The organism is Halomonas sp. A3H3 (genome assembly GCF_000982975.1).
Lineage (GTDB): Bacteria > Pseudomonadota > Gammaproteobacteria > Pseudomonadales > Halomonadaceae > Vreelandella > Vreelandella titanicae.
On the sequence record NZ_HG423343.1, the window covers coordinates 5,176,778 to 5,191,821 of the forward strand.

Consider the following 15,044-nt stretch of genomic DNA (forward strand, 5'->3'; position numbering starts at 1 on the left):
GCCATACGTGGCAACGCCGCAAAACGCCCGCCACCACTCATTAACGCGCCTTGGCGCAAACCAGCACGAGTCCCCTGGGCTTCCACACTGCCCACCCGGGCAGCACGAGCGGCCTTGCCTGCCCGCAGCACCTTCACGGTGCTGGCCATCACGAGTAGATCGACACCGGCCCAGCCTAGATCGGCGGCGCCAATGTCGTCACCCCGCCGCCACTGGCTTTCCAAATCGCGTAGCCCGCTGGTGAAGAAATCGCCTAGGCCCGCAACCAGACGCTCACCCTGTAGCCACTCCACGTCGCTTTGTTCACTAACCACAAACTGGTTGAGCAGCGCGTGGCCATTGGCATCCAGCAGCGCAATACCCATCTGCCCGCGGCGGTAAGGGGTGAACGCTGAATCCGCTTCTCCCTCCTCATCGCTCCACCAGCGGCTGAATTGCTGATAACGCTCACCGACCCAGTACTGCGCCTTTAGCGTGGTCACATCGTGGCTGCGAAAGTAGCTAATGGGAAGTACGGCATCAGCCCCATAGCGCACCAGTACTCGCTGAAAATTGGGCAGTAAGCCGTACTCCACTAATACATCGCGGGCCATATCACCGTGGCGCAAAATCGCCAAAGAGGCGCTCATCCACAGCGCCTGATCGTCAGCATAACTGAGAAACAGCGCATTGAGCTCCGCTGTTTCCTGCTGAAGCGCCGCCTCTAGCGAGGGCAATGCCCGCTGAGCTTCCAATCTTACCAGTTTGGACTCAAACGGCTCATGAGAGGCCAATGTTGATGCTAGCCCGGCGATCACTATCGCGGTTACTACCATTATCTGCCAGGGCCGCATTGCAATTCACCTCGCTCAACTGGTAACTGCAGTATTACCCCAACGTCTCTGCCGTTACGTTGGCCGCCGCAGGCTGGGTCGAATAGTGGCGATTGATCGCACTCAATACCCCCTTCATCGACGCGCTGGTAATGCTTTCATCGTTACCTACACCGAATACCGCTTTGCCGTCGATACGCACTTCCACATAGGCGATCGCTTCAGCGTCGGCGCCCTGGCCACGGGAGTGCTCGTGGTAGTCAATAATCTCTACATCGTGCCCTGCGGCTGCCAGTGCTTTAACAAAGGCCGCTAACGGGCCGTTGCCCTCGCCCTTTAACGTTTGCCGTGTGCCGCTCTCCTCAATCACGGCGTCCAGCGTGACTTTGGGGCTGTCGGGTTCAGACGACAAACGGTGGTTAACTAATGCAAAGGGCACTCGCTGCTCTAAATACTCATCCGAGAACGCCTGATAGATCATCTGCGAGGTGATCTCACGCCCGGTGCGCTCTGCCACTTCCTGAACGACCTGACTAAACTCGATGGAAAGCCGGCGCGGTAGCTCAATACCGTGTTCCTGCTCAAGCAGGTAGGAAACACCGCCTTTACCCGATTGGCTGTTAACCCGAATCACCGCTTCGTAGCTACGGCCCACGTCCAGCGGATCGATAGGCAAATAAGGCACATCCCAAACGGCATCAGGGTTGGCGCGACGATCCGCCATGCCTTTTTTGATCGCATCCTGGTGAGAGCCGGAGAAGGCGGTAAACACCAAATCGCCCACGTAGGGGTGGCGTGGATGCACCGGCAGTTGGTTGCAGTACTCCACTTCGCGCATGATGGGCGTGATATTGGAAAAATCGAGCTGGGGGTTAACGCCCTGGGTATACATATTCATCGCCAGAGTGACGATATCAACGTTGCCGGTGCGCTCGCCGTTCCCAAACAGCGTGCCCTCAACGCGATCAGCCCCGGCCATCAACGTCAGCTCTGCCGCCGCTACGCCGGTACCGCGGTCGTTATGGGGGTGAACGCTGACAATCAAGTGGTCGCGGTTTTTGACGTGGCGACAGAACCACTCGATCTGGTCGGCGTAGTTGTTGGGCGTGGCGACTTCTACCGTGGCAGGCAGGTTCACGATCATGGGCTTATCGGCGCGGGTGCCGTAAGCGTCCATGACCGCTTCGACGATCTCAACGGCAAAGTCCATCTCGGTGGTAGTGAAGAGTTCCGGCGAGTACTGGAACGTCCAGTTGGTTTCTGGTGCGGCGTCCATCTGCGCGCGAATCTGCTGGGTTGCTTCGACGGCGATTTGCACGCATTCAGCTTTATCGACATTGAACACTACCCGGCGAAACATGGGATCGGTAGCGTTATAGACGTGGACGATAGCGTTTTTGGCGCCTTGTAGCGCTTCAATGGTGCGTTCAATTAAGTGCGGACGTGCCTGGGTTAGCACTTGAATGGTCACATCCTCAGGAATTTTATCCTGCTCAATCAGCGAACGAACGAAATCGAAGTCGGTTTGGGAGGCTGACGGAAAGCCCACTTCTATCTGTTTAAAACCGACACTTAGCAGCATGTCGAATAAGCGCTGTTTGCGCTCCTGATCCATAGGGTCGATCAGCGACTGGTTACCGTCGCGCAGGTCAACGCTACACCAGACAGGCGCTGTTTCAATACGCTTGCTCGGCCACTGGCGGTCGGGCAGATCAACGGCCACAAAGGGGCGATACTTTTTGGCAGGATCAGTCAACATCATGGCGGCTCTCCTAAAATCAGTCAGTTGTGGGCTTATCGCTGTGCTTACCGCCCGCGTCATTCTGGTGTGTTGGGGCTGTCGAGTATGCTTGAGAGAGCGCTGACTCCATACGGTCAAGCTGCGCTTTCAGCCCGCGAACATCATTGCGCAGCGACTGCAGCTCGGCTTCTTCACCTTCGCCGTTGTCCAGCGCCATTTGCGCGCTCTCTTTCTGCATCACGTCCAGCACAATACCAATCATCATATTGAGAAAGATAAAGGCGTTCAAAAAGATAAAGGTGAGAAAATATATCCAAGCGTAGGGGTAGACCTCCATGGCCGGATACAGCACAGCGGTGGCCCAGCTCTCAAAGGTCGCCACCTGAAATAGAGTTAGCATGGCCAGGGAAATATTGCCCCACAGCCCCTCGTCTACATTGTGAAACAGAAAGCTCCCAATGGCAGCGTATATATAGAAGATGATAAACATCAGCAGTACCACATAGCCCATCCGTGGCACCGACTTCACCAGGGCGCTAAGTAGCATCTGAAGTTCAGGAATCATCGACACCAGGCGCAGTACCCGGAAAATGCGCAACAGCCTGGCCAGTAGCACCATTTCCGAGTCATCCATGGGGATGAGACTGGCAGTCACAATCAGGAAGTCAAAAACGTTCCAGCCCTTTTTGAAGAAGTCGAGCAGGCTGCGCTCCGCGGCCATTCTGATTAAAATCTCAATCAGGAAAAATATCGTTACCGCGATATCGAGATAGAGCAGCCACTGCTCAACCTGAGTGGTTTCGTCGTAGGTTTTTGCCCCTATCACCAGGGCAGAAATGACGATAATGGCGATCACCATCGCTTCAAAAAACTTGTTTGACCGTAGCTTTTCAAAACGGGCCTGCCAGGTAGTAAAGGACTCACTCATGTAACAAAAAATCTCTCAACGGTTAATCCGCACACTTTATACTAAAATTACACACCTGCTACACAAGTGATATCCTGTTGTTTCACTTGATGTATCCTACGCCACCAGAACGCCTCTTTAGACGCCCTGTTGGTACTCTTTTGACTTTTTTTACTTTAGCCGCTGGATGATCCCCATGACACTGCTTTGGATAGCCTTATTGCCTCTGCTAGGCGTACTGGTGCCGGCACTCACCGCACGGCGCGGGCGCGGTTTCTGTTCCCTTGCAACGGCGGTACTGCCCGCTACCGCCCTAGTAATGACGCTACTCAACGTGCCAGCTCTTTTAGATGGCGAGCAGCTACGTTTTTCGGTCACCTGGATGCCGGAACTGGCACTGAACCTGGCGTTCCGCCTGGATGGGCTATCGCTGCTGTTCAACCTATTGATACTCGGCATCGGTCTGCTGATTATTCTTTATGCTCACTACTATTTAGCCAAAGACGAACCCTATGGCCGATTCTACGCCTTCCTGATGCTTTTTATGGCGTCAATGGTAGGTATTTCAATGTCGGACAACCTGATTCTGCTATGGCTATTCTGGGAGTTAACCAGCCTCTCTTCGTTTTTGCTGATCGGTTACTGGTCACACCAATCGGATGCCCGTAAAGGCGCACGCATGGCGCTCACTGTTACCGGCGCAGGCGGCCTTGCGCTATTGGCGGGCTTACTGCTGTTGGGCGATATGGCGGGCAGCTTCAATATGGGCGATGTACTGGCTAGCAGCGAAGTGATTCTGGCGGATTCCCGCTACCCGCTTATGCTGGGTTTGGTACTACTGGGGGCGTTTACCAAATCAGCGCAGTTCCCGTTCCATTTTTGGTTGCCCCACGCCATGGCGGCACCCACGCCAGTATCAGCCTATCTGCACTCGGCCACCATGGTTAAAGCGGGCATTTTCCTGATGGCACGACTGCACCCCGCCATCGCGGGTAGCGAGCTGTGGAGCGTGGTGGTCTCCCTGGTCGGTATCATCACCATGCTATATGGCGCTTGGTTTGCACTGATGAAGACCGACCTAAAGGGTATTCTGGCGTTCTCCACTGTTAGCCATTTAGGCTTGATTACCGTGCTGTTGGGTATCGGCAGCCCCATGGCGATTTTAGCTGCCCTGTTTCACATTCTGAATCACGCCACCTTTAAAGCCGCACTGTTTATGAGTGCCGGTATTATCGATCACGAGACCGGCACCCGGGAGCTGAAACAGTTGGGCGGGCTGAAAAAAGCCATGCCAGTGACGGCACTCTTGACCACGCTAGCGGCTGCCTCAATGGCGGGCGTACCGCTATTTAATGGTTTCTTATCCAAAGAGATGTTCTTCACCGAAGCGCTAGCGACGCCCGTGTTAGGCGGCCTTAGTTGGCTATTGCCCGCGCTGGCAACACTGGGCGGTATCCTCTCTGTGGCTTACTCGCTGCGTTTGGTGCACGCCGTTTTCTTCAAACCGGCCCGTGAAGCACCATCGAAATCGCCCCACGAGCCGCCGCACCTTATGCGTTTGCCGGTAGAAATATTGGTAGCCCTGTGCGTGGTAGTGGGCCTGTTCCCGGCTTTTATGGCAACGGGATTATTAGAGCTCGCCAGCCAAGCGGTGATTGGTAGCCCACTGGATTTCCACCTGGCTATTTGGCACGGCGTGAATCTACCGCTCATCATGAGTTTGCTCGCCTTCGTGGTGGGTATTGCACTCTATTGGCGCTATGGCGAGGTGCGTCGATTTACCCAGCAGTTTGCCGGGGTCGATGCCCGGCGGGTGTTTGAGCGCATGCTTGTCTCCATGGGCTATCGCGCCGAGCAGCTTATTGCCAAGCTTGAAGGCAATTCGCTACAGCGTTATGTGGGCTGGCTCTGGCTAGGCGCATTAGTCATGGGTGGGATCGGCCTGGTTCAGATCACTGACTTAACGGGTGCTGCTGGCAATCAAGAGCTGGATGGTATCCTCATACTCGGGGCGGGGATGCTGATGTTTGGCGGCGTGGCCACCGCTGCCACTCACCGCTACCGGCTGATCTCTCTGCTGATGCTATCGGTCGTCGGGCTCTTTGTGGCGCTCACCTTTGCTCGTTTCTCAGCACCCGATTTAGCGCTGACACAGCTTTCGGTGGAAGTGGTGACCATGATCCTGTTGATGCTGGCGCTATTTTTCTTGCCCCAAAAGACCCCGCGCGAATCCAGCCCACTGCGCAATGTTCGCGATATGTTGCTGGCAGGCACGCTAGGCTTGGTGATTGCCAGCCTTAACTACGCGGTCATGACCCGCGAGACGCTGTCGATTTCCAGTTTCTTTGTGGAAAACAGCAAGCCCGGTGGTGGCGGCTACAATGTGGTCAACGTGATTCTGGTCGACTTCCGGGGATTCGACACCTTGGGTGAAATCACCGTACTCGCCATCGCAGGCCTGGCGATCTTTAAGCTGCTGAACCGCTTACGCCTGTTTATGCCGCACAGTGACGGCGAAGGCCGGGTATGGTCACCTGACCGCTACCCTGCGGTACTCACGTCAATTTCAATGACGCTGCTGCCACTGGCACTGTTGGTATCTGCATTTATCTTCCTGCGCGGCCATAACCAGCCAGGGGGTGGCTTTATCGCGGGGTTGATTACTGCGGTAGCCTTGATCCTGCTGTACATGGCCCGGGGTGTGGCGTGGGCGCAAGAACGTTTGGACTTCCCTTTCCAACCGGTAGCCGTCATTGGGGTGGCGATAGCCACTCTAACCGGGCTGGGTAGCTGGCTATTTGGTCACCCGTTCTTAACATCCGCATTTGGCTATTTCAGCCTACCACTCATCGGTACCTTTGAACTGGCCACTGCGCTGCTCTTTGATCTGGGTGTCTACTTAGCCGTGGTGGGCGCTACGCTGATGATTCTTGCCAACCTTGGTAAGGTCACCACCGCTCACCGCCCGGTGACCGAAGCAAGCGAACAGGATGCTGATGCCAGCACCGCCGCCACCTCTGCCAAGGAGCCTCGTTAATGGAACTGCTTTATGCGATGACCACCGGTGTATTGACTGCTTCTGGCCTCTATCTAACGTTACGCGGCCGTACTTTCCCGGTCGTGGTGGGCCTTACGCTGCTCTCTTACGCAGTGAATTTGTTCCTGTTTTCGATGGGGGGATTAACCACTGATGGCGCTGCCATTGTCTCTGAGGGTGCAGGTTTCGCCGACCCGTTGCCCCAGGCACTAGTGCTCACGGCCATAGTGATTGGCTTTGCGATGACGGCGTTTGTGGTGATCCTGGCCATGCGGGCGCGGAGTGAAGTGGGGAACGACCACGTCGACGGTAAAAAGGAAGACCGAGAATGATGCAGCATCTAATTGTTTTCCCTGTCGTTCTGCCGCTAGTCGCGGGCATATTGCTGCTCTATCAGCGCCAAGGATTAGTGCGTTACAAGCGCACGGTGAGTGTTGTGGCCACGGTGCTACTGCTGCTGGTTGCGATAGGCCTATTACGCCAAGCCGCCAGTGGGGAGATCACCTACTACGCGCTGGGTGACTGGCAAGCCCCGTTCGGCATCGTATTGGTACTCGATCGCCTATCGGCGTTAATGCTACTGCTGACTGCCGTATTGGCCGTTGGCGCAGTGGTGTTTGCCTGCGCTGGTGACGATGAAAAAGGCAGCAACTTCCACGGCCTTTTTCAGTGGCAACTGCTGGGCATTAACGGTGCTTTTTTAACCGGTGATTTGTTTAACCTGTTTGTCTTTTTTGAAGTTCTGCTGCTGGCGTCCTACGCCCTGCTGCTTCACGGCGGCGGTAAAGCGCGCATTCAAGCCAGCGTCCACTACGTGGTGCTCAACCTAGCGGGATCTTCGCTGTTTCTGATTGCAGTGGGGATTCTGTATGGCGCAACAGGCACGCTCAATACGGCCGATATGGCGATCCGGGTAGCCGAACTACCCGAAGAGCGTGACGGCTTAGTGAGCGCTGGGGCACTGATGCTGCTGGTCGTGTTTGGGTTAAAAGCCGCCATTCTGCCGCTCTACTTCTGGCTACCCAAAGCTTACGCCTCGGCCCCCGCGCCAGTGGCGGCGCTGTTTGCCATCATGACCAAAGTGGGTATTTACGCCATTCTGCGCGTCTACTCGCTCATTTTTGGCGATAGCGCTGGCGGTTTGGAGGCGCTGGAACAGCCCTGGGTGTGGTGGCTATCGCTCGCTACCCTGGCTGCCGCAGGCGTTGGGGTAATGGCCGCAAGGGACTTACGACTGCTGGTTGCTTATTTAGTGCTGGTGTCAGTGGGCACGCTGCTGGCGGGTATCGGCATGCGCTCGCCACAGGCGGTCTCTGCACTACTCTACTATTTGATCCACACTACGTTGATCACCGGGGGTCTGTTCCTGCTAGCGGAAATGATTGGCCTCCAGCGTGGCAAAGCGGGTACTCGCATAGTCAAGGGCCGCCCTATGGTGCAGGGCGCAGCACTCGCCATGTTGTTTTTTGTCGGCGCTATCGCCGTCGCAGGCATCCCGCCGTTCTCCGGCGCTTTCGGCAAAGCATTGATGCTCAATGCTGCCGAAGGCACCCAGCGACTATGGCTATGGCCGCTGCTGCTGCTAACCAGTTTAGCCTCGCTGATAGCCCTCTCCCGGGCTGGCTCTACGCTGTTTTGGCGTAGCCACCGGGGCACGATCAGCGGTACGCCGCTTTCCCATTGCCAGTGGTTTGGGGTTATTTGGCTGCTGAGTGCAGCCCCTCTGTTAGTCGCCCTGGCCGGGCCAGTGAGCAGCTACACTCAAGCCACGGCTGAGCAATTAGCCAACCCCCAGGTGCTGATTCGCACGCTACTACCTGATGCTGGAGATGCCCAATGATTGCTCCGCGCCCCTGGCTACCCACGCCTGTTTTATCGCTACTACTGCTAGTCGTTTGGCTGCTGCTGGTACGCAGCTACGCCTTTGGTCAATTCGTACTCGGTGGCTCGTTAGCCATTTTGATCCCTCTGCTGACCCACCGCTTTTGGGATGCACGCCCCCGGATCTCTAAGCCTCTCGCCTTACTGCGCTTTGTACTTCGAGTACTAGGCGATATCGTAGTGGCCAATTTCGAAGTCGCGTATTTGATTGCCAACCCCTGGCGAAGGATGAAACCTCATTTTATTGAATATCCATTAATGCTAGAGGATCGATTTACTATCACGCTGCTGGCTAGCACCATTAGCCTGACTCCCGGTACTGTCTCCGCCAATCTGCGCCTGGATGGCAAGTCACTGCTGATTCACGCCTTAGATGTAGACAATGAGGAGGCGCTGATTAACCAGATTCGTGAGCGCTACGAACGTCCGCTCAAGGAGATTTACGAATGCTGAGCATTGCGCTTTATATCACCTTAGCCCTGGTGGTGATGGCACTGTTGATGAATCTCTACCGGCTTACCATCGGCCCCAGCCTGCCCGACCGGGTACTCGCCCTGGACACTATGTACGTCAACTCGATTGCACTGATCGTGCTGCTGGGACTATGGCTGAACAGCAAAACCTATTTCGAGTCGGCGCTGCTAATCGCGATGTTAGGTTTCATCAGTACCGTTGCGGTGTGCAAATATATTCTGCGCGGAGATATTATCGAATGAGTACCGTGATCGTCGCCTCCATAAAGAGGCAGCCGCTATGCCAGAAAGGCTCATGCCAGGGGGCGTTATGTCAGGAGTAATAGAGGCGGTTATTTCGCTGCTGCTGGTTGCTGGCGGCATCTTTGTGTTTATTGGTTCGCTAGGGATGGCCCACTTGCGTGACTTTTATATGCGCCTGCATGGCCCGACCAAGGCCACCACTCTGGGTATCGGCTGTATGCTGATCGCTTCGATGATGTATTTCTGGAGCGTGGATGGCAAACCCGATATTCAGGAAATGTTGATTACGCTCTTCCTGTTCATTACCGCCCCCGTTAGCGCCCACTTGCTGGCCAAGTCCGGCTTGCACCTGCGTTTAAAGCACGCTGATAAAACCCAGGGTAAACCGGTAGAGCTGCGTCCAGAAGAAGTCGGCGATAAACCGGTACCCCACCCGGATAAAGGCCATGGCTGAAAGCTAAGCAACCTCGCTTTTGTCATTGCGAGCGAAGCGCGGCAATCCTGAATCTGTCATTGCGAGCGAAGCGCGGCAATCTTGGGTTGAACTACGCCTGCGCAGGTTGAGATTGCCGCGTCGCAGGCTCCTCGCAATGACACTTTGCGCGACTGTGCCAAAGCAGAATTTACGGGGTTAAATCCTGCTGGTGATAGCCCAGTAGATAGAGCAAGCCATCAAGGCCCGAGGTTGAAATCGCCTGGCGCGCCTGGGCACGCACCAGGGGCTTGGCCCGAAACGCAATCCCCATGCCCGCTTTGGCAAGCATTTTCAGATCATTGGCGCCATCCCCTACCGCAATCGTTTGACCCAGGGTAAAACCTTCACGCTGAGCAATGGACTCTAATAGTTCGGCTTTGCGCTCGGCATCGACGATCGGTTCACTTACTTCGCCGGTTACCTTGCCATTTTCGATGATCAGTTCATTGGCATGGATCTCGTCAAAGCCCAGCTTCTCCTGTAAGTGGCGAGCAAAGTAGGTGAAGCCGCCGGAGAGGATGGCGGTGCGAAAACCTAAGTGCTTCAGGTTAACCATTAAGCGCTCTACGCCTTCCATTAGCGGCAATTCCTCAGCGATCTCCGCCAACACGGACTCATCCAAACCTTCAAGTTTACTCATCCGCTCACGAAAGCTCGCTTTGAAATCCAACTCGCCGCGCATGGCACGCTCGGTGACTTCTGCGACTTCATCACCCACACCATGGCGGCGGGCCAGTTCGTCAATCACTTCAGCTTTGATCAACGTGGAGTCCATATCGAAACACACCAAACGGGGCTGAACGTGATCGCGAGTATTCGCTTGGACAACAATATCGACACTCAGGGTTTCGCTCAGTACCAATGCCGCATTGCGGACAGCTTCAATATCCACCTCACCTACCAGACGGTACTCAATACAGTCGATGCACTTATTCTGCTGTAACGAGGCGTCGGCAAGGCGCTGGGTGCTCTTTTCTTGTAGGCCAAACTGCACGATCAGTGCATCTACCTGGGATTGAATATCTGCGGTTAAACGTGCCGCTAAAACGGTTAGGATCAAGTCACCGCCTGCCATCACTTAGCTCCTGCCATTATTTACTCTCCTGCCTCTAAACGGTCGACTTTCTGGAAGCCACGGGGCAACTTGCTACCGCGGCGGCCACGCTCGCCACGATAATAAGCTAAATCGTCGGCTTTTAGGGTTAGCTTGCGCTTACCAGCATGAATCATTAACGCCTCACTGGCAGCGAGCACCACAATGCCGGTAACAAACTCCTCCCGGCGGGCGGAGCGTGGGCCAGGGATATCGAGCATCTTATTGCCTTTGCCTTTGGACATTTCTGGTAGTTGATCCAAGGGAAACAGCAACAGCCGACCTTCGTTTGAAACCGAGGCAACCCACAGCTCATCGCCCTCTGGCACTTCGACCGGCGCCATCACATTGCAGCCTTTGGGCAGGCTGAGCACCGCTTTACCGGCTTTGTTTTTACCGGTGAGCGTATCGAGCCGTGCCACAAAGCCATAACCGCCGTCAGTGGCGAGCACGAAGCGCCGCTCCGGCGGTGCGAACATCAGTCCCGCCATTTTCGCCCCAGCGGCAACGTTCGCGCGACCGGTGACCGGCTCCCCCTGCCCCCGCGCACTGGGAAGATTGTGAGCAGACAGCGTATAGGCACGCCCGGTGTCGTCCAGCAGCACCAGCGGCTGATTGGTTTTACCTTTCGCCGCCAGTTGGAAGCTATCCCCGGCTTTATAGGAGAGCCCCTCGGGGTCGATATCGTGCCCCTTGGCCGCACGAATCCAGCCTTTATCGGAGAGCACCACGGTAATCGGGTCAGCGCCCAGCAGCTCCACTTCAGACAGCGCCTTGGACTCTTCGCGCTCGACCAGCGGTGAGCGACGCTCATCGCCATGCTCTTTACCTGCTGCGCGGATCTCTTTTTCAATCAGCGTAGTGAGCTTGGCTTCGCTGCCCAGCAGCCCCTCTAGATATTTGCGCTCTTTTTCCAGCTCATCCTGCTCGCCGCGAATTTTCATTTCTTCGAGCTTGGCAAGGTGACGCAGGCGTAACTCTAAAATGGCTTCGGCTTGGCGCTCAGAGAGACTAAACGTTGCTATCAGCGAGGCTTTAGGGTCGTCCTCCTCGCGAATAATGCGGATCACTTCGTCCAGATCAAGGTAGGCAATTAGCAAGCCTTCCAGGATATGCAGCCGGTCTTCGACTTTGCCTAAGCGGTGCTCTAAACGACGACGCACCGTGCTGCGCCGGAACTGCAGCCACTCACCCAGCATTTCGGGCAGCGGCATCACCCGTGGGCGGCCGTCCAGGCCGATCACGTTCATGTTCACCCGCACGTTCTTTTCCAGGTCGGTGGTGGCGAATAGGTGCGCCATCAACGACTCTACGTCAATGCGGTTGGAGCGTGGTTCGATGACCAGGCGAGTCGGCTCTTCGTGGGTCGACTCATCGCGCAGGTCAGCCACCATGGGCAGCTTTTTGGCCTGCATTTGCGCGGCAATCTGCTCCAATACTTTGGCACCGCTGACCTGATAAGGTACGGCGGTGATAACAATATTGGCTTCTTCGCGGATGTAGCGGGCACGCAGCTTGACCGAGCCACGCCCGGATTCGTAGAGCTTCCGAAGATCCGCGGGCGGGGTAATAATTTCTGCATCGGTGGGGAAATCGGGCGCGGGCACGAATTCCATTAAATCAGCGGTGGTCGCCTTGGGGTTGCGCAACAGATGACAGGTGGCTTCGACCACTTCCGAGACATTATGGGGAGGAATATCGGTGGCCATGCCAACCGCAATCCCTGTGCCACCATTGAGCAGCACATGGGGTAACTTGGCCGGCAGTACCAGCGGCTCTTGCATGGTGCCGTCAAAGTTGGGCGCCCAATCGACGGTGCCTTGGCCTAGCTCGCCCAGCAGCACTTCGGCGAACTTGGAAAGCTTGGCTTCGGTGTAGCGCATGGCGGCGAAGGATTTGGGGTCATCGGGGCTACCCCAGTTGCCTTGGCCGTCTACCAGCGGGTAGCGGTAGCTAAATGGTTGCGCCATCAACACCATGGCTTCGTAGCAGGCGCTATCCCCATGGGGGTGGAATTTACCCAGCACGTCACCGACGGTACGCGCCGACTTTTTGTACTTGGCGTTGGCGTGCAGCGCCAGCTCACGCATGGCGTAAATTATCCGCCGCTGCACGGGTTTCATGCCGTCGCCAATATTGGGCAAGGCGCGGTCGAGAATGACGTACATCGAGTAGTCGAGGTACGCTTTTTCGGTGTAGTCGCGCAGGGAGAGACGCTCGACGTCTCCTTCCGCTACTTGAATATCCATGTCGATCATATCCTACCTTGACAACAAAACCGCCCCTGTTGGGGCGGCTGATAAGCGGACACGCGGCCACTTAACATGGCTCGCTATGTTAATTGATACCTTTCGTTTGATGCATTGGATAGCGCTGCCGTAGATGACGCTTCTTGAGAACTACCGTGAAACTCGTCTAACAGCCCTTTTAAGCGCTGAGCCTGTAATGACAGCTCATTGGCAGCACTCGCCGCTTCGCTAACCAACCCGGCATTTTGCTGCGTCACCGTATCCATTTGCGTGACCGCCCGGTTGATCTCATCAATACCGTTGGTCTGCTCGCCAGACGCCTGGCTGATTTCGCTAATACGTGCAGTAACCTCTTCAATCGCCACCACGATATCTTTCATGGCGGATTCAGCTGCTTGAGCATAGCCACTACCGGTGGCAATCTGCTCTGAGGTGGTTTTAATCAGCCCATTAATGTTTCTGGCAGAAGCAGCGCTACGCGACGCCAGCTCACGTACTTCGCTGGCCACTACGGCAAAGCCACGCCCATGTTCACCGGCTCGCGCCGCCTCTACAGAGGCATTTAACGCTAAAATATTGGTTTGGAAGGCAATGTTTTCAATCACATCGACTATCGAAGAGACCTCAGTAGAGCTTGCGTTGATAGCCTCCATGGATTGCGCCAGCCGTGATACCTGCTCTCCACCTTGTTTCACTTTTTCTGCTGACTCTTTCACTCGCTGATCCGCCTCTTGAGCGTTGTCAGCATTGCGCTTCACCGTAGCGGCCATCTCTTCCATCGTAGAAGAAGTCTCTTGCAGAGAAGCCGCTTGCTGCTCAGTGCGGCTAGAAAGCTCGGTATTGCCCGCGGCAATTTCCGTCGATTCACTGGCAATGGCATCCGCTACGCCACGCACATCACCAAACAGGCGCTGCAACTTCTCCGCGTAGCGATTCACAGCACCGCGTAGCTCGCCGATTTCATCATCGCGATAAATGGTCAGTTCACGACTAGAACCGCCCTGGCCCAGTTGATCAATCTGCCCAGTAGTGCTGCGAATCTGACGTAACAAGATACGCCCACCCCACCAGCCTAGCGCGAGCAGCAGCGCCAACAGCGGTAAAATAAACATCAATAAATCACGCGTTAAGGTGCGCGCCAAGGCTGTTACCTGTTCGCTAGGCGTTACCAAGCCGAGTGTCCAGCCAGTGTCTGGCATATCAAACAAACGCACTGCCGCAGGCTCGTCCAATACGCCCGCACTTTCTACATTGGCCTCATCACGGCCAGCCTCAACGGCCTCTACAACGGGCTGAAGCCAAGGCATATCCCCCACTAAATCGCCCAGGCCGCGCATTTCATCCGACGCCTGCTCAACGCCCGGTAGGTCAATCACGTTGTGATCTTTATCCAGTACAAAGGCATAGCCGCCCGTTCCACCACCATTTTCGGCGAGAAACTCAGCAACACCGTTTAACTGCATATCAATGGTGGCCACACCGGCAAAGTCATTATCAAGGTAATAAGGCACACTACAGGTCACCATCGCGACGCCGGTCGCTGGATCGCGATAAGCAGCAGACCACACACACTGCCCAGGAGTCGCATCACGGGCACTGCTGTACCATGCCTCATCATGATAGGCGGCAATATCGCTTGCGTTATAGTCATCCAAAAATTCCAGCTCGCCCTGGGCGTTGCGTGCCCAGAAAAAGCTAAAGCGCTCGACACCTGAGGAAAATGCGCCAGGCTCCGGCCAAATACCGCCGCCCGCCACCGTAGCATTGCCGTTGTCATCAACGACATTTGGCAAGGCCTCAAGGTAAATGGCTTCTTCACGCGGCAGCGATTCGGCCAAAGCCGCCAAGCTCGATGTATTGCCTTCGACCCGGGCTAATTGACCATTGAGCGCATTTACAATCGAGCCCCCCGTACGCTCTATCAATGACTGGCTCGCATCGATAACCAGCGGCTGACCTCGCCACGCCATTACGCCGTAAATACTGGCCGCCATCAGAAGCATAAGTACGACTGCAGACAGCGTTAACTGTCGAGATATCGTGTTAAACAAAAGCCTTCCCCTTATATATGAATGTACGTTTATTACGTCTTTTTAGTATGTAAGCTCTACATTCAACTATCGGCTAAAGTAC

The 15,044-nt window shown here is 55.5% G+C and carries 12 protein-coding genes; 6 read left to right on the top strand and 6 right to left on the bottom strand.

Annotation, left to right across the window (positions count from 1 at the left end):
* The 3 genes from HALA3H3_RS23550 to HALA3H3_RS23560 form a co-directional block, all read right to left on the bottom strand.
* Positions 1-833, bottom strand: an 833-nt coding sequence (locus HALA3H3_RS23550; RefSeq protein ID WP_238326106.1) for a hypothetical protein, incomplete at its 3' end; no start/stop codon positions are given.
* Between the two features lie 34 nt (positions 834-867).
* The gene (leuA, locus tag HALA3H3_RS23555; protein WP_022523994.1) at positions 868-2,574 is read right to left on the bottom strand and encodes a 2-isopropylmalate synthase; all 1,707 of its coding nucleotides are present in this window, start codon (positions 2,572-2,574) and stop codon (positions 868-870) included.
* 16 nt (positions 2,575-2,590) lie between these two features.
* Positions 2,591-3,481, bottom strand: coding sequence for an ion transporter (locus tag HALA3H3_RS23560; protein ID WP_022523995.1), 891 nt, complete (start codon positions 3,479-3,481; stop codon positions 2,591-2,593).
* A gap of 175 nt (positions 3,482-3,656) precedes the next feature.
* On the opposite strand from HALA3H3_RS23560, the gene HALA3H3_RS23565 reads away from it, so the two are divergent.
* The 6 genes from HALA3H3_RS23565 to HALA3H3_RS23590 all read left to right on the top strand — a co-directional run bounded on the left by HALA3H3_RS23565 (position 3,657) and on the right by HALA3H3_RS23590 (position 9,548).
* Entirely contained in the window at positions 3,657-6,497 is a 2,841-nt protein-coding gene (locus tag HALA3H3_RS23565) for a monovalent cation/H+ antiporter subunit A (RefSeq protein WP_022523996.1), read from the top strand.
* A complete protein-coding gene (locus HALA3H3_RS23570; protein WP_022523997.1) occupies positions 6,497-6,829 on the top strand; it encodes a Na+/H+ antiporter subunit C in 333 nt (110 codons plus the stop codon). Before HALA3H3_RS23565 ends, HALA3H3_RS23570 begins: the two co-directional genes overlap by 1 nt.
* Positions 6,826-8,337 (top strand): monovalent cation/H+ antiporter subunit D, encoded by a 1,512-nt coding sequence (locus HALA3H3_RS23575; protein WP_022523998.1) that lies wholly within the window; start codon positions 6,826-6,828, stop codon positions 8,335-8,337. The genes HALA3H3_RS23570 and HALA3H3_RS23575 overlap by 4 nt, the downstream gene beginning before the upstream one ends.
* The gene (locus HALA3H3_RS23580) at positions 8,334-8,831 is read left to right on the top strand and encodes a Na+/H+ antiporter subunit E (RefSeq protein ID WP_022523999.1); all 498 of its coding nucleotides are present in this window, start codon (positions 8,334-8,336) and stop codon (positions 8,829-8,831) included. The genes HALA3H3_RS23575 and HALA3H3_RS23580 overlap by 4 nt, the downstream gene beginning before the upstream one ends.
* A complete protein-coding gene (locus tag HALA3H3_RS23585; protein WP_008958594.1) occupies positions 8,825-9,094 on the top strand; it encodes a K+/H+ antiporter subunit F in 270 nt (89 codons plus the stop codon). The genes HALA3H3_RS23580 and HALA3H3_RS23585 overlap by 7 nt, the downstream gene beginning before the upstream one ends.
* 67 nt (positions 9,095-9,161) lie before the next feature.
* Complete coding sequence (locus HALA3H3_RS23590; RefSeq protein ID WP_027959043.1) at positions 9,162-9,548, top strand: Na+/H+ antiporter subunit G; 387 nt, start codon at positions 9,162-9,164, stop codon at positions 9,546-9,548.
* Positions 9,549-9,717: 169 nt separating this feature from the next.
* Here the strand turns inward: HALA3H3_RS23590 and serB are convergent, their stop codons facing one another.
* From serB to HALA3H3_RS23605, 3 genes are all read right to left on the bottom strand, one after another.
* Positions 9,718-10,644 carry a phosphoserine phosphatase SerB gene (gene serB / locus HALA3H3_RS23595; RefSeq protein WP_022524001.1) on the bottom strand — a complete coding sequence of 309 codons (927 nt, stop codon included), beginning with the start codon at positions 10,642-10,644 and terminating at the stop codon, positions 9,718-9,720.
* A gap of 20 nt (positions 10,645-10,664) precedes the next feature.
* Positions 10,665-12,920, bottom strand: coding sequence for a DNA topoisomerase IV subunit A (gene parC, locus HALA3H3_RS23600; protein WP_238326107.1), 2,256 nt, complete (start codon positions 12,918-12,920; stop codon positions 10,665-10,667).
* Between the two features lie 74 nt (positions 12,921-12,994).
* Positions 12,995-14,962 (bottom strand): methyl-accepting chemotaxis protein, encoded by a 1,968-nt coding sequence (locus HALA3H3_RS23605; protein ID WP_022524003.1) that lies wholly within the window; start codon positions 14,960-14,962, stop codon positions 12,995-12,997.
* Positions 14,963-15,044 lie beyond the last annotated feature (82 nt).